The organism is Cerasicoccus maritimus (assembly GCA_031296935.1).
In the GTDB taxonomy this organism is placed as follows: domain Bacteria; phylum Verrucomicrobiota; class Verrucomicrobiia; order Opitutales; family Cerasicoccaceae; genus Cerasicoccus; species Cerasicoccus maritimus.
The window spans coordinates 154,577-169,557 of the sequence record JAVDPD010000006.1 but is presented as its reverse complement, the minus strand read 5'-3'; the positions used below and the strand labels follow the sequence as shown (position 1 = coordinate 169,557).

Genomic DNA, 14,981 nt, shown 5'->3' with positions numbered 1-14,981 from the left:
CGGTCAAAAATGCGGGGCATTCAAACTGTTCAGGTCTATTGCTGGCTTAGGCGCGAGCAGTTTCACTAATAGAAACTACAGAATTGACCCTAAGTCATAATTTAGGAGGATAGAATTTTACTATGGCTACTGATGAACCTGAGGAAATTCAGGCGCTACGACAGGCGCTCTCATTCTCACCGGAGAACGTCGCGCTGCGGCAGCATTTAGGCTCACGCCTGATGAAACTCGGTCGATTCACTGCAGCGGAAGAAGAATTCCGCGAAGCCCTCAAGCTTGAGGCCAACAATAACGAGCTCAACGTGCAACTCGCCGAAGCCTACTTCCAACAGCGCAAGCAGTCCGAAGCGCTCGTCGTCCTCGAGTCCATGGAGCGCGCCAAGCGCCTGACGCCCGCGGGCCAACTCCTCTACGCCCGCGTGCTTTCCCAAACGACCGAGCTCATGAAAGCGGCCAAAATTTACCGCGGCCTCCTTGACGACTACCCGGATTACCAGGACGAGTCACTCGACGAAGAGCTCGCCCCCTTCCTCATGGAAGACACCGATGACGACAGCGACGGCCCAATGCGCCTGCCCGCTGGAGATATCCCCGGCGCCGGGTTCTTGGAGACCGAGGAGCCGGATATGACCTTCGACCACGTCGGCGGTATGGACTACGTCAAGGATCAGATTCGCATGAAGGTCATCCACCCGCTGGCCAATGCCGAACTGTTCAAGGCCTATGGCAAATCGGTAGGCGGCGGCATTCTGCTCTACGGCCCTCCCGGCTGCGGCAAAACCCTTCTGGCCCGCGCGACCGCTGGCGAGGTCAAGGCTAGTTTCATGGCTGTCGGCCTGCACGACGTGCTCGACATGTGGATCGGCCAGAGCGAAAAGAACCTCCACGAGATTTTCAACCAAGCCCGTAGCCACACGCCCAGCGTGCTCTTTTTCGACGAAGTGGACGCCCTCGGTGCCAGCCGTTCGGACCTCAAGCAAAGCGCCGGCCGCAACACCATTAACCAGTTTCTATCCGAGCTCGATGGGGTCGACTCCGACAACGAAGGCCTGCTGGTGCTCGCCGCTACCAATGCCCCGTGGCACCTGGACTCCGCGTTCCGCCGCCCCGGCCGCTTCGACCGCATCATCTTCGTGCCGCCGCCCGACATGCCGGCCCGCGCCGCAATTTTGGAAGTCATGCTGCTCAACAAGCCGGTGGACCGCATCGACTACCAAGCCGTGGCCAAGAAAACCGACGGCTTCTCCGGCGCAGACATCAAGGGCCTCGTCGATGAAGCCATCGAAGCCAAGCTGGAAGAGGCGATGAAAAAGGGCGACCTCGTTCCCCTCACCACCAAGGACTTGATCAAGGCCGCCAAACGCATCAAGCCCAGCACCCGCGAGTGGTTTGCCACGGCAAAAAATTATGCGCTCTACGCCAACCAGAGCGGGCTATACGACGACATTCTGGACCATCTAAAAGTGAAACGCTAGATGACGGAGACTCTCAACCGCGCGTGGGAACTGCTCAACATCCGGCGGTTCAAGGACGCTCGAGCCGCCGCGCAAGAAGCTTTGTCGACGGACCCGCATTCCGTCGGCGCACACATCATCATCGCTCAGGCTGCAATCCAGCAGGACCAGCCCATGGAAGCCCTGGAGTCCATCAACCGCGCCATCGGCATGGCCCCTGACGAGCCTGAGTGCTTCATCACCCGCGCCCGGATTTATATAGACCTCAAGCGCATCAAACAAGCGCGCTCCGACGGCGAACTCGCCCTCCGCATGAGCCCCGATAACGCCGCCGTTTACGGCGTGCTTGCGTGGACCTACGGTGCCGACGGCGACTGGCTGAAAGCCCTCCAATTTGCCAACGACGGCCTCAAGGTCGACCCCGAAGACAGCAACTGCATCAACGCGCGGGCCCGCGCCCTGCTCTTCCTCAACAAAAACAGCGAGGCCTTCGAGACCATCGAGCACGCCCTCGCCAACGACCCGGAAGACGTCTATACCCACACCAACGCCGGTTGGGCAAAACTACAGGCCGGCGACCGCGAATCCGCGCTGAACCACTTTACCGAAGCACTCCGCCGCGAGCCCAACTACTCGTATGCGCGCGATGGCCTGATCGCCGCTATGAAGGCGAAAAGCAGCATCTACGGCGCCCTGCTCGCGTATTCATTTTTCATGACCGGTCTCAGGCCGATTAGCCGGGTTGGCGTCCTCATCGGGGCCTACCTCGTCTATCAGGTTTCTTGGCGCACCCTCGTGGCGCGTGGCCACTTAATGGAGGCAGGCATAATCATCAGTCTGTGGATGTGCCTCGTGCTCCTGACTTGGGCTGGCGACGCGATTTTCAACCTGCTGCTCATGCTCTCGCGCCGGGGACGCCGCATCCTGACGACTTCCCAAAAATGGATCTCGGCCGCCGTCGCCTTCACCTGCTACCTGGGCTTCAGCATCACGCTGCTGTACTTTGCGCTGTATGAACCGAACCCACTCTTTCTCACCGGCATCGGCTTCCTACTGACAAGTTTACCACTTGCCTACGCGGGCCGTTTTAAAGGCAAAAAGCTGGGCATCTGCTTGACCATTTCTTTCGTTTGCATGGCGCTGCTGCTTATCTCGGCCTACATGCATTTTGCCGGTTACGAAATTCCACAAATCCACTTAGTACGCGACACAGCAATCTTCATCCTCGTCGCTTTCAGCTGGATTGGGCCCAGCATTCTTGCCCGGGATTTCTAGCGCTAAATATTGTCCGAAAAATCGAGGCAGAACTCCGCCATCGCTTCCAACTCTAAGCGCGCCTTGTCCTCGTAGGGCAGACCCGACTTCAGGTGAGTGAGGATGCTTTTATCCAGCGATAAAAAGGAGTCCTCGGCCGGCCATTCAGCCATCACTTTGCCGCGCCACTCTTCGTTAAAAATCGCCAGCGCCGCCTCTGGGTCATTGCTCTTGAGCGAGAACACCTCGTCGAACTTTACATCGCCCGTTTTGATCTCCTTGAGCCGGCCAACTTGCCCCAACTTGCCGGACAAGTTGCGCTTGGCCAAGGTCAGGTGAAGCTTGGCACTGGCCCGCGTGGTGATGCGCACCGCGACATCGGTTTGACGCGTATTATCCAGGCCGTAGCCATGCGGATAGATCGACATCTCATGCCCGCGGCAACGTCCGTAAAGCGTGGGGTTGCGGCGATAGAGCCCACCCATCGTCGCCTTGGGGATCTCCAGCTCGATGCCGAACTTTTCCCCCAGCAAACGAAACTGATGCACAATGCGCCCATGCAGCTTGAAGCTATACATGATCGAGACCACCGCGCCGCCCAGCAAAAGCAAAAGCATGATTGCCAGCGCGGTCCACATTTGCGGAGAGACGACGGGTTCAGTTTCCATCAGTGCAAGTTAGGGAGCGAGCGCCGCCCCTCCAAGCGCAAAAAAGCATTAACGAACTTCGAGCACCAGTCCCTTCAGGTAGTGGCTCTCGGGCATGTTCAGCAGCGCAGGGTGATCCGCCGGCTGGCCAGTGATCTCCACCAAACGCACATCGCGCTTGGCGTCGCTGGTAGCCTGTTGGGCAACCTCCATGAACTGCTCCAGTCCGACACTCGCCGAACAGGAATACGTCGCCAAAATGCCACCCGGCGCGAGCAGATTCAGCGCGCGTAAGTTCAGCTCCTTGTAGCCGCGCAACGCGCCGCCCACGGCCTTTTTATTGCGGGCAAAGCTCGGCGGATCGAGCACGATCAGGTCGTATTCGCCTTTGCGGTTCTTGGTGAACCAATCGAACACGTTCGCTTCTTCGGCCTCGACAGCCAGCTGATTTTGAGCCGCGTTCTTCTTGGTCGCCTTGATGCAATCTTCGGAGATATCGAGCGCCAAAACCGACGCCGCGCCCGCCTTCGCACACTGTAAGCCGAACGCGCCCTGGTTGCAGAAAGCGTCCAGCACGCGGCGGCCCTTGGCCATCGACGCGATGCGCAGATGCTCTTGGCGTTGGTCCAAGTAAAAGCCGGTTTTCTGCCCCGACAGGTGATCGAGGAAATACTGCACGCCATCGATCTCAAACCACTGCGCAGGCAGGCGGTTGCCCGTCATCGTGGACGACTCCAGCTTCATGCCTTCCTTCTGGCGGCTCGGCGCGTCGTTGCGGTAAACAATTTCCTTCGGCGAGAGCAGCTCAACGAGCACGGACTCGATGTCTGCGCAGTGGTCGTCCATGCCCAGGGTTTGCAGCTGCACCACGAGCACGTCGCTGAATTGATCCACGATCAGGCCCGGCAAGCCATCGGCCTCCGACCACACGATGCGGCGGTTGGGCTCATCGGCGCGGCGGCCCATCGCAGCGCCAATCGCAGACAGCAGATACGCGCGGTTAAACGGCACAGCCTCGCGCGAATAGCGGCGCCAGACGATCTGCGAATGACCGTTGTAAAGACCCGCGCCAAGGCTCTTGCCCCGCGAGTCTTTAAGCTCCACGGCCTTGCCGTTCATTTTGTCCGGCAGCATTTCGCGGACATCGCTGAGGTAAGCCCACGGGTGTCCTTGCAGCGCGCGAGGTCCCTTACCGGGTTTGAGTTGAAGTGCCGGTAAATTCATTTTCTCCGTTCTTTGAAAGTTAATTTAAAGCGCAGGCGTGCGCTTCGACCAGTCGTGCTGCTTTTCATAAGCATGCGCGATGGCCATCATTTCGGCTTCCTGGAAAGCCTTGCCAATGATCTGCAAGCCGATCGGCAAACCGCCGCTCGTAAAGCCGCAAGGCACACTGATGCCCGGCAGACCGGCGAGATTTACGTTGATCGTAAAGATGTCTGAAAGATACATCGACAGCGGGTCATCGGCCTTTTCGCCGGCCTTAAACGCGGCCGTCGGCGAGGTGGGCGTCAGCAACGCGTCGCATTGTTCAAAGGCGGCGTTGAAGTCGTTGCGGATGATCGTGCGGGCCTTCTGCGCCTTCAGGTAATAGGCGTCGTAGTAGCCACTGGAGAGCACATACGAGCCGAGGATAATGCGACGCTTCACCTCCGGACCAAAGCCTTCGGCGCGGCTCTTGTAGTAAACATCGATCGCGTCCTTGGCCTCGGCGCTACGGTGACCGTAGCGGATGCCGTCGTAGCGCGAGAGGTTCGACGACGCTTCGGCCGGCGCGAGGATGTAGTAAACCGGCACGGCGAGGTCAGTCGTCGGCAGGCTGACTTCCACAATCTCGTGGCCCATCGCCTCGTAGCTTTTGATCGCGGCGTCGATGGCGGCGCGAACTTCCGGGTCGAGGCCTTCGCCAAAGTATTCCTTCGGCACGCCGAGACGCCACTTCTTGTCGGTCGTCAGCGCGGCGCGGTAATCCGGGATCTCCATCTTGATCGAGGTCGAGTCGCGGCGGTCGTGACCCACGATGCCTTGCAGCAGAATCGCGGCGTCTTCGACCGACTTCGCAAACGGGCCGATCTGGTCCAGCGATGAAGCAAAAGCAATCAGGCCATAGCGGGAAACGAGGCCGTAGGTCGGCTTCATGCCCACGCAACCACAGAGCGAGGCAGGCTGGCGAATCGAGCCGCCGGTGTCGCTGCCCAGCGTGAGCGGCGCTTCCAAGGCAGAGATCGCGGCGGCGCTGCCACCGGAGCTACCGCCCGGAATGCGCTCCAGGTCCCACGGATTGCAGGTGCGCTGAAAACCGCTGTTTTCCGTCGAAGAGCCCATGGCGAACTCGTCCAGATTCAGGCGGCCAAACAGCACCGCACCCTGCTCTTTCAGAAGCTCGGTCACGTGCGCGTCGTAGGGCGAAACGAAATCCTTGAGGATCTTACTGGACGCCGTCAGCGGCTGATCCTTTACCGCGATCACATCCTTCAGCGCCACCGGAATGCCATCCAGCGGGCCCTTCACGGCGCCTTGGCTGCGGCGCGCGTCGGCGGCTTCCGCCTGCTTGAGCGCGTCTTCGCGATCGAAGGAATTGAAGGAGCGGACCTTGCTTTCCACGCTATCGATGCGCGACAGAAACGCAGACATGATTTCCTTCGAGCTGACCTCGCCGGCATCCAGCAGGGCGCTCAACTCAGCAGCGGTTTGTTCGTAAAGTTCAGGCATGATGAAAAACTGAATGGTAAGGAAATTGAACAGAAGGCAGCAAAGAAAGCTAAGCCAGCTATCGAATAAAAATCATCTCACTCCTTTGCTCTCTTTCCTTTCTTCTGTTCAAAATAATTATTCGACGACCTTCGGCACGACGACTTGGTTTTCGCGCTGGGCGGGCGCATTGCGCAGTGCCTCTTCCGGCGTGAAGCCCGGCTCGTCCACGTCTTCGTCGAGCACGTTGCTCAACGGGAAGGAGTGCGCGGTCGGCTCGACGTCGTCCAAGTCCAGCGCATTGAGCTTTTCCATGTGCTCAAGCACCTGCCCCAGCTGCGCGGAGTAGGTCTGCTTTTCTTCGTCGGTGAGGTCGAGTCGCGCAAGCTTGGCGACTTTGTCGATGTCAATTTCGGTGTGGGCCATGGGAATCAGGTGAAAACGAAAGGTTTAAAGCGGACCAGGCGCAAGATTTAAGCGCGCACCTGCGCTGCGAAGGTTTGAATGCGGTCCATATCTTCGAGGCTCTGAAACGAACCCGACGGAATGCACGCGATCAAGGCGCCATCCTCGCGGGTCAGGTGAAAGTAATGCGCGGACTTGCGCGCCTCGCCAACATCCGACCACGGCACGCTGAACGTGCTGTCCTGGCGGCTGACCTCGATTTTTTCCGCATCAAAACGAAGCGTAATCTCGCCAAAGAATTCCTCGGGCATCGCCTCGATTTGCTGGCGGATATTCTTGTCCATACGTGAAGACCATATCCGCCCGCCGACGTAGGTGATCAACACGGAGAACCCGAACAGCACCACGAGGCCAATGCTCTGGCCGATGATTCCGTAGCGCTCGCCCTGCGTATTATAAGAGAGGTGTCCCCAGTTATTCTGAAAGCCGGCAAAAATGAAAAAGCCGATGACGCAGCCGTATTTCAGCCACGCAGTCAGCCTGCGGTAGCGCGGATTGCTGCGCACCAGCTCCGAAAAAGCCGGAAACGCGCCCTCGGCATCCATGCGATAGCTCACTTGAACTTCGGGCGGCATTTCCTAGCGGATCGGGTTGGATTAACCGCGGACTTCGTAGCCTGCTTCCTTCATCGCATTTTGCACCGCAGCGAAGGCCGAATTGACCTCCTTGTCCTTGAGCGTGCGCTCGGGACTGCGGTATTTGATGCTGAAGGCGAGGCTCTTCTTGCCCTCGGGCAGCCCAGTGCCGGTGTAAACGTCGAACACCTCCACGGAGTCCACGCCAAACGCGCCGGCCGTGGATTTCTCCGCTGCCTTGGCGAGCTCCTTACGGACACTCTCGGCGGGCAGTTCGGCGTCAACCACGAGCGCGAGGTCCTTCTCACTGCCGGGGAAATCACTGAATGCCTGGAAGCGCGCGGCCTTGTCGTTCTTCGGCTGACGTGCAGCGAGGAACAAAATTTCGCCTGCCAACCAGAGGCCGTCGACTTCCATGTCCTTGAGCATCTTCATGTCCAAAAGACCGGCGCGGACCATCACCTGTGCCTTCACCCAGCAACCGGCGCCGCCGCTTTGGCCATCTTGCCATGCGGGGTGGTCGGTCGTGTCCCACTTCGGGCACTTGAAGCCGCCGAGGCTCAGCAGATTCTCCACGAGGGCCTTGGCCGAGTAGAAATCCGGAGCGCCGCGCTCACGCCACTTGCGGCCTTCCGCATCGGCGCGCCACACGAAGGCGATAGAAGCAATTTCGGAAATGTCCTTGCCGCCATTGCGGAACACGCGACCGGTTTCGAAGAAACGCGTCGGCGCATTGCCACGGCTTTGGTTGAGCGAAGCCGCCTTGACGAGGCCCGGGATCAGCGACGCGCGCAGGTGCCCCATCTCGGACGTGAGCGGGTTCGCCAGCTTGAGCGCCGGGTATTGATCTTCGAATTCGTAAGGCGCCAGCTGATCGCCATCGACCAGCGTGTAGTGCGAGCACTCGGCAAAACCGTTCGACGCCAGCAGGTTGGCGGCGAGGCGATTGTATTTTGCCAGAGGCGCGTCGTCGCGCGGCAGACCGGTCGCCTTGACTGCGCCTTCCGGGATCTTCGCCGTGCCGTAGAGGCGGATGAATTCTTCGACAAGGTCGATCGGGCGGTCAACTTCCGGGCGGAAGCTCGGCACCGTGACCTGCCAGCCTTCAGCGCTGCCTGCGACAATGAAGCCGAGGCGCTGGAAGGAGGATTCGATCTCGGCGTCCTTCACGTCGAAGCCGCAAACCTTGCGCACGTAGTCGCCGGAAATTTCGATGGTGCGGTCGCCACGCGGAGCCTCGCCCACGACGATCGGCGCTCCGACGACTTCGCCGCCTGCGACTTCGATGATCAGGTCAATCGCGCGCTTCGCAGCGTAGTCCACGCCCGCCGGATCGACGTCGCGCGTGAAGCGGTGCGAGCTGTCCGAGAAAAGGTTGAGGCGACGCGTTGCCCAGCGAACGGCGCCCGGCTGGAACCACGCGCTTTCGAGCACGATGTCCACCGAGTTGTCGTCGACTTCGGCATCGAGGCTGCCCATGACGCCGGCCACGACAAGCGGGCGCTCGGCGTCGGCAATGACCATCATTTTGTCAGAAAGCGTGCGCTCTTTTTCGTCGAGCGTGGTGATCGGCTCGCCTTCGGCAGCTTGGCGGACGACGAGTTTGCCGCCCTTGATCTTGCCCGCGTCAAACGCGTGGAGCGGCTGGCCGGTTTCCATCAGCACGTAGTTCGTCACGTCGACCACGTTGTTGATCGAGCGCTGACCAATGGCGGTCAAAGCCTTCTTGAGCCACTCGGGGCTCGGGCCGATCTTCACGCCCTTGATGCTCCACGCGGTGTAAAGCGGGCAAGCGTCGGTCGTGACTTCGACCGTGGAAAGCAGGCCTGTTCCCTGCCCTGCTGCCGCCTTGACCGCGGGCGTCTTCAGCTCTTTGCCAAAGTAAGCCGCGAGCTCGCGCGCCACGCCAATGTGGCTCAGGCAGTCGCCGCGGTTGGCGGTCAGCTCCAGCTCGATAACGGTGTCGCTGTCCTTGAAAATGTCGTTCATCGGCGTGCCGATTTCCGGGCGGTCCGTGAGGATCATCAGGCCGCTGTGGTCATCGCCCAGGCCAAGCTCTTTCGCAGAGCACATCATGCCGTTGGACTCAACGCCGCGCAGCTTGCTCTTCTTGATCTTGAAGTCGCCGGGGAGCTTCGCGCCGATGAGGGCCACCGGCACACGGTCGCCGACCTGGTAGTTGCTGGCGCCACAGACGATCTGCGTCGGCTCCTGATCGAGCGCAAACTTCACTTGGCAAACGCCGAGCTTGTCCGCATCCGGGTGCTGCTCGCGGCTCAGGACTTCGCCCACGACGAGGTTGTCGATCTGGGGCATGCCCGTGGTTTGAACGGACTCTACTTCGAGGCCGATCATCGGCAGGGCCTCGCAGATTTCATCCACTGAGGCGTCGAGATCGACGTAGTTTTTTAGCCAGTTTAAAGATACTTTCATGGGAAATTAATTAGGTGCGTGAGGCAGGCGTGTTATTGAACAGAAGGTAGCAAAGAGAGCAAAGGCCATCAATCTGCTGAGCCAGGCAGCAACATACGATGGATGTCATCGGTGAGCTTAACTGAGTTAAAATTCATGATCAGGCCCAAAGGAACATCCAATAACTTCATGTAGCTCATGAGTTGGGCTTTGTGAATAGGGAGAATTTTTTCGACGGCTTTTAATTCAATCAGGAGGCAGTTTTCGATTAAAACGTCGTAGCGCAAAGGCTCTTCAAAGGTGAGGTCTTTATAGGAAATTTGAACCTGCTGCTGAGAGTCCCAACGAATTCTCCGCAACGTAAGTTCATGGCCATAGCATTTTTCATAAATGGACTCGATCAAACCTGGCCCCTTGTCGCGATGCACTTCAATGCCCGCGCCAATGGCTTCCTTGCTTAATTGATTCGCCCTTTGATACTTCGGATGCATGGCCTTTGCTCTCTTTGCTGCCTTCTGCTCAAAAATTAGCGGGCTGGAACGTCGTGAAGCGCGTTCTTAATGTGGTGAATGACGGCGCGGCTGAGGTATTCGTAGCCCTCGCCCGTGTAGTGGACATCGGCCACCTTGCCGCCCTTGGCGCGGCGGTCGTCCTCGATGTGGGCGCACAGGTCATTGACGCGCACACCGCCGCCCATCATAACGGCTAGCGCGGCTTCGTTGTAGCGCACGTGGTCGCCGGGCACGCGGCCATTGACGCCAATCGGCACCGGTGTGGTCGTGGCGAAAATCAGCTGTGCGCCGGTCTTCTTCAAGCGCGTCACGAGCTTGAAGAGATTGTCGGCATAGCGTTCGACCTTAACCCACTGGCGACCATCGGACACGCCTACCATTTCGCGATCGGCGTTGATGTATTTCATGTCGTGGAGGCCCCAGTTAAAGTGGATGACGTCCCATTGGGTGTCCCCGAGCCATTGGTCCAGCTTCTCCAAGCCAACCTCCGTCGAACTGGCGTTGCCCTCGTTGCGCTCAATGATGGCGCGACCTTCGAAGGCTTGCTCAACGAAAGGCGTGTAGCCTATCGAAATGGAATCACCGATAATCAGAACTTTAGGCAAGTCAGACATTTTTCTTAAAGGCAAAAAGAGTTTGAACAGAAGGCAGCAAAGGAAGCAAAGAGGTCCAAAAGTTTGAAACCGACCAAGTCACTCCATCGAAAAGCTTTCATGAATGACGGATGCATGGCTTTGCTCTCTTTGCTACCTTCTGTTCAATAAAGCGTTTGGGTTACGCGAACTGACGCAGGAAGCGGAGGTCGTTGTTGTAGAAATGGCGGATGTCGTCGATGCCGTGGATGATCATCGCGATGCGCTCCACGCCCATGCCGAAGGCAAAGCCGGTCCACTTGTTCGGGTTGATGCCGACGTTTTCGAAAACCTTCGGGTCGACCATGCCACAGCCGCCAAGCTCGATCCACTGGTTCGAAAGCTTGCCGAGGTTCGGCGTCATCATATCGAGCTCAAAGCTCGGCTCGGTGAACGGGAAAAAGCTCGGACGCAGGCGGACCTTGGAGCCCTTGCCGAAGATCTCGGCAACGAAGTAATCGAGCACGGCCTTGAGGTCCTTGATCGTCACCTCGCGGTCGATGTAGAGGCCTTCGCACTGGTGAAAATTGGCGCTGTGAGTTGCGTCGGTGGTATCGCGGCGGAATACGCGGCCGGGCGAGATAATGCGCAGCGGCGGCTTCTCGGCGAGCATCGTGCGGATCTGCACCGTGGAAGTGTGCGATCGCAGGATGTAGCGCTCGTCGCCCTTCTTGGAGACGTTGCTGAGCTTGGCGTCTTCGGGCATGAAGAGTGTGTCCTGCTCGTCGCGGGCCGGGTGATCTTCGGGCGTATTGAGCGCATCGAAGCAGAACCACTCGGTCTCGACTTCCGGGCCTTCGGCGACGGTGAAGCCGATCTTGCGGAACACGTCGTCCATCAGGCGGCGGGTCTGCGTGAGCGGATGCAAGAGGCCGGCTTCCGGATCCGGGCTGGGCAGCGTGGGATCGATGGCTGGGCCGATGCGGGCGGCGAGCTCGAGCTCTTCCAGCTTTTCGAGGGCCTGCGTGTAGAGGGCCTCGATCTGCACCTTGTACTCGTTGATGACCTTGCCCATCGCGGGACGTTCTTCCTTGGGCACGTCTTTCATGCCTTTAAGAATGTCCGTCAGCTTGCCTTTGGGACCTGAAATAGTGGCCTTAAACGCCTCGAAATCCGGTCGTTTGACGATGCCCGGAATAGCGCTTTCGACTTCAGAGAGAATTGCCTGGAGTTGTTCCTTCATGAGGGGGTTTGCGGTTGTCGCAAGTTTCGCTGCAATAAAAAAGGCGGCCATCGTTGGCCGCCTCCGTAAATTCGTCAAGCAGGGACAGGCCTGCCTTGGTGTGTTTCTTTACTCAGCCTTGGAAGCCTTGTCCGCAAGAGCGGCCTTAGCCTTTTCGACGAGAGAAGCAAACGCGGCTTCGTCGTGGATCGCCATTTCGCTGATCGCCTTGCGGTCGAGACCGATCTCAGCAGCCTTGAGGCCTTCCATGAGGCGGCTGTAGGAGATGTCCATCGGACGGCAGGCAGCGTTGATGCGAACGATCCAGAGTTGACGGAACTCGGACTTCTTTTTGCGACGGTCGCGGTAAGCGAACTTACCGGAGCGCGATACAGCGTCCTTCGCGTAACGGTAGAGACGCGACTTATTGCCGAAGTATCCCTTGGCCTGCTTCAGCTTACGCTTACGGCGGGCGCGGGTGGCGGGTGCATTGGTTGCTCGTGGCATGTTGTGTAATTTCCTTAGTTTCGTGGGCGGCGAGGTCGCCTAGTGTTGTCACCTCGAACGCGCCCGGATTATTTATTTTGGGTTACGCGTGCGGGACACCATTGAGCATCTGGCGGGCTTGACCCTCACCGAGACCATGGTCCTGACGCATAGCGCGCTTTGTCTTTTGCGTCTTGTTACGCAGCAGGTGGCGGTGGTTTGCCTTCCAACGGCGAACCTTGCCTGTGCCGGTAACCTTGATGCGCTTGGCAATTGCTTTGCGTGTTTTCTGTGACATAAGAATTGTGGAAAAGCCGAAGAAAACACCGAGTTTTCCGCTGTTTGGCAAGGTTTTTTTCGTCCCGAATGTGAAGATGTGACGTCTTTAGAAAACCGCCTCAGCCTCGACCAGAGCAAACGGGCTTTCCGTGGGTATGGTCCGCGTGTGCTTCAGGCCGGCCTGAGCAAACAACTCCGCCAATTGGCCGCTCGTGCGCTCCTTGCCATCGAGCACGACCATCATCAGCAAATCCAGCCGCAGCACCGGGCCGGTCGCGCCCTCCTCCGGCACATTGAATTCCACGACGAGCAGCTTCGCGCCCGGCTTCATTGAGCGCCGAACAGTTTGAAGAATCTTCAGGCATTGCGCGTCGTTCCAGTCATGGAGGATGTGCTTGAGGATGTAGAGATCCCCCGCCGGAATCTCGTCCGTGAAGAAGCTTCCCGGCGCTTTCGTTACCCGCGGACTGACATCGCCCAGGATCTGATCCGCCCCTTCCAGCACGTGCGGTTGGTCAAACAAGACGCCGCTCGCCGCCGGATTTTGCCGGAGCACCGCTGCCAACATTGCCCCGTAGGCGCCGCCGACATCCACTATCGTGCGCTTGCCGGAAAAGTCGTAATTCGCCAACACGTGATCAATGGCCATCGCCGAAACATTCGCCATCGCCTTGCTAAAGCTGTCGGCGTCTTCGGGATGTTTTTGGTAGAATTCCCAGACCGACGAACCAAGCGCCGCCACGTCCTGCGGTTCGCCCGAGCGCACGCACTGGGTCATCCGGCCAACAGTTTTCCAATGCGCATCATCCGTTTGCAGAATCGCCATGTGGCGCATCGAGCCGGGGACATCGCTTTTGAGCAAGGCGCCAGTCGCGGTCAGCGTCCAGGCGTCACCCGGCTCTGCGGCCAGCAAACCATGCTCCGCCAACAAGCGCAGGATGCGCCGCAAATGCCCTTCGTTGGCGCCGACCGACTCCGCGATGAAGCCCGTGCTCAACGGCTGATTCGCATAAAGGTCCGCAATCCCCAAGCGCGCCATCGCGCCAATGGCCTGGCAAACCAGAGGCGCCAGCAGCATATCGAACATTTTATCGGGAGATGGCTGATCAGCGTTTAGCATAAGTCTAATCAGTCAGAGAAATAGCATGGAGCAAGCGCGAACCGCCCTCGCCGCCCAAATCTAAGCAAGATTTCAAACTGCGGCTAATGGCGCGCATTACGCCCTGCCATACTCGCAGCAAAAATCAGCCAATCACCTGCCCGGGCACCGCGTATGCTGCACACGGCACACGGAATTCGGCGGTTCGAATTCCTACCTATCAACGTCATAAATTAGATCATCATGTCCAAGGAGAACGTCGAAAAACTGCTGTTTGCAGGTGGCTCAGATAAAAACCTCCGCCACAAATACAACGTCATCGAAACGAAGGCTGAATTCGTGACCGAAGCCAACAAAGACGGCTACGATTTCACCGCTACCGAGCTCGATGATGTGCTCGCCGAAGAAGAGCTGGATTTTGCCTCTTCCGGCAACCCGCGCACGCGCCAGATCTGGCTACGCTAGTGTAGACCACACAAAGCGCGGACGCCCATCGAGGTCCTTAATTGATTCAACCCGGGCAAAACCTACCTGATTCGCCAAATCCGCCAAAATTTCATGCTGCGCAATACCTGTCTCAACCGCCAGCATGCCACCCGGGTTCAAAAACTTCGGGGCCTCCGCAAAGATCTTCCGCAAATCATCCAGCCCGTCAGCGCCTGAAACCAAGGCGCCCGTCGGCTCAAATTTGACGACCTCCGGCTCCGCCGTAGTCATCTCCTCTTCCGTCAGGTATGGCGGATTGCTAACGATTAGATCGAACCGTCCGTTCACGCCAGTAAACCAACTGCCCTGCACGAATTGCACGCGCGCCGAGAGCCCATTGGCCTCGGCGTTTTCTTGGGCCAACGCCAACGCATCGGCGCTCAAGTCCACCGCTATCACGGCTGCATCCGGCCAGGCTTGAGCCAGGGACAACGCCAGCGCTCCTGTCCCCGTGCCGAGATCAAGCACGCTCGCCGGCGGCGTTTTGCCAAAATTCTGCACAAGCAAATCCGCCAGTTCCTCCGTTTCTTGGCGGGGGATCAATGCGCGGGCGTCGCACTTGAGCTTCACGTCGAGAAATTCCGTTTCGCCCAAGATGTATTGCAGTGGTTCGCGACGGGCGCGGCGGCCCACCAGCGGGCGCAGCTTGTCGAGCACTTCGTCCGTCAGCGGGCGCTCAAACTGCAAATACAGGTCGAGGCGCGAGCACTCCAGAACGTGCGCCATGAGCCGCTCAGCCTGCAATCTGGCCTCCGGCACGTCTTTTTGTTCGAAAAAGGCGGTCGTTTTTTGCAGGATTTCCAGAACGCTTTGCATAGATAAGCCACGAC

At 58.6% G+C, this 14,981-nt stretch carries 16 protein-coding genes; 3 read left to right on the top strand and 13 right to left on the bottom strand.

The genetic code is table 11. The features are described from left to right. The first annotated feature begins 122 nt into the window (after positions 1 to 122). Together RBB62_RS06180 and RBB62_RS06175 are read left to right on the top strand one after the other, a co-directional pair. Positions 123 to 1,475, top strand: coding sequence for an AAA family ATPase (locus RBB62_RS06180; protein WP_309397864.1), 1,353 nt, complete (start codon positions 123 to 125; stop codon positions 1,473 to 1,475). Then, positions 1,476 to 2,729, top strand: a complete 1,254-nt coding sequence (locus RBB62_RS06175) for a tetratricopeptide repeat protein (protein ID WP_309397863.1) — start codon at positions 1,476 to 1,478, stop codon at positions 2,727 to 2,729. Positions 2,730 to 2,731: 2 nt separating this feature from the next. Here the strand turns inward: RBB62_RS06175 and RBB62_RS06170 are convergent, their stop codons facing one another. The 12 genes from RBB62_RS06170 to RBB62_RS06110 all read right to left on the bottom strand — a co-directional run bounded on the left by RBB62_RS06170 (position 2,732) and on the right by RBB62_RS06110 (position 13,686). Next, entirely contained in the window at positions 2,732 to 3,376 is a 645-nt protein-coding gene (locus RBB62_RS06170) for a hypothetical protein (protein ID WP_309397862.1), read from the bottom strand. Between the two features lie 48 nt (positions 3,377 to 3,424). Then, the gene (locus tag RBB62_RS06165) at positions 3,425 to 4,579 is read right to left on the bottom strand and encodes a class I SAM-dependent rRNA methyltransferase (protein WP_309397861.1); all 1,155 of its coding nucleotides are present in this window, start codon (positions 4,577 to 4,579) and stop codon (positions 3,425 to 3,427) included. 24 nt (positions 4,580 to 4,603) lie between these two features. Further along, on the bottom strand, positions 4,604 to 6,064 hold the full coding sequence (gatA, locus tag RBB62_RS06160) for an Asp-tRNA(Asn)/Glu-tRNA(Gln) amidotransferase subunit GatA (protein WP_309397860.1): 1,461 nt from the start codon (positions 6,062 to 6,064) through the stop codon (positions 4,604 to 4,606). Positions 6,065 to 6,181: 117 nt separating this feature from the next. Continuing rightward, the gene (gene gatC, locus RBB62_RS06155; protein ID WP_309397859.1) at positions 6,182 to 6,469 is read right to left on the bottom strand and encodes an Asp-tRNA(Asn)/Glu-tRNA(Gln) amidotransferase subunit GatC; all 288 of its coding nucleotides are present in this window, start codon (positions 6,467 to 6,469) and stop codon (positions 6,182 to 6,184) included. A 47-nt stretch (positions 6,470 to 6,516) separates the two neighbouring features. After that, positions 6,517 to 7,083, bottom strand: a complete 567-nt coding sequence (locus RBB62_RS06150) for a YcxB family protein (protein ID WP_309397858.1) — start codon at positions 7,081 to 7,083, stop codon at positions 6,517 to 6,519. Between the two features lie 21 nt (positions 7,084 to 7,104). Next, a complete protein-coding gene (pheT, locus tag RBB62_RS06145; protein WP_309397857.1) occupies positions 7,105 to 9,516 on the bottom strand; it encodes a phenylalanine--tRNA ligase subunit beta in 2,412 nt (803 codons plus the stop codon). A gap of 68 nt (positions 9,517 to 9,584) precedes the next feature. After that, positions 9,585 to 9,986, bottom strand: coding sequence for a GxxExxY protein (locus RBB62_RS06140; RefSeq protein WP_309397856.1), 402 nt, complete (start codon positions 9,984 to 9,986; stop codon positions 9,585 to 9,587). A gap of 35 nt (positions 9,987 to 10,021) precedes the next feature. After that, on the bottom strand, positions 10,022 to 10,621 hold the full coding sequence (locus tag RBB62_RS06135; protein ID WP_309397855.1) for an SGNH/GDSL hydrolase family protein: 600 nt from the start codon (positions 10,619 to 10,621) through the stop codon (positions 10,022 to 10,024). 160 nt (positions 10,622 to 10,781) lie between these two features. Continuing rightward, on the bottom strand, positions 10,782 to 11,822 hold the full coding sequence (gene pheS, locus RBB62_RS06130; RefSeq protein ID WP_309397854.1) for a phenylalanine--tRNA ligase subunit alpha: 1,041 nt from the start codon (positions 11,820 to 11,822) through the stop codon (positions 10,782 to 10,784). Positions 11,823 to 11,930: 108 nt separating this feature from the next. After that, positions 11,931 to 12,308 carry a 50S ribosomal protein L20 gene (gene rplT, locus RBB62_RS06125; protein ID WP_309397853.1) on the bottom strand — a complete coding sequence of 126 codons (378 nt, stop codon included), beginning with the start codon at positions 12,306 to 12,308 and terminating at the stop codon, positions 11,931 to 11,933. An 82-nt stretch (positions 12,309 to 12,390) separates the two neighbouring features. Further along, positions 12,391 to 12,585, bottom strand: a complete 195-nt coding sequence (gene rpmI / locus RBB62_RS20205; RefSeq protein WP_343219073.1) for a 50S ribosomal protein L35 — start codon at positions 12,583 to 12,585, stop codon at positions 12,391 to 12,393. An 87-nt stretch (positions 12,586 to 12,672) separates the two neighbouring features. After that, positions 12,673 to 13,686 carry a methyltransferase gene (locus RBB62_RS06110; protein WP_309397852.1) on the bottom strand — a complete coding sequence of 338 codons (1,014 nt, stop codon included), beginning with the start codon at positions 13,684 to 13,686 and terminating at the stop codon, positions 12,673 to 12,675. A gap of 222 nt (positions 13,687 to 13,908) precedes the next feature. Here RBB62_RS06110 and RBB62_RS06105 point away from each other — a divergent pair, with 222 nt between their 5' ends. Further along, on the top strand, positions 13,909 to 14,130 hold the full coding sequence (locus RBB62_RS06105) for a Nif11-like leader peptide family natural product precursor (protein ID WP_309397851.1): 222 nt from the start codon (positions 13,909 to 13,911) through the stop codon (positions 14,128 to 14,130). Here the strand turns inward: RBB62_RS06105 and prmC are convergent. Continuing rightward, positions 14,122 to 14,967 (bottom strand): peptide chain release factor N(5)-glutamine methyltransferase, encoded by an 846-nt coding sequence (gene prmC / locus RBB62_RS06100; RefSeq protein WP_309397850.1) that lies wholly within the window; start codon positions 14,965 to 14,967, stop codon positions 14,122 to 14,124. The genes RBB62_RS06105 and prmC overlap by 9 nt on opposite strands. Positions 14,968 to 14,981: the final 14 nt, after the last annotated feature.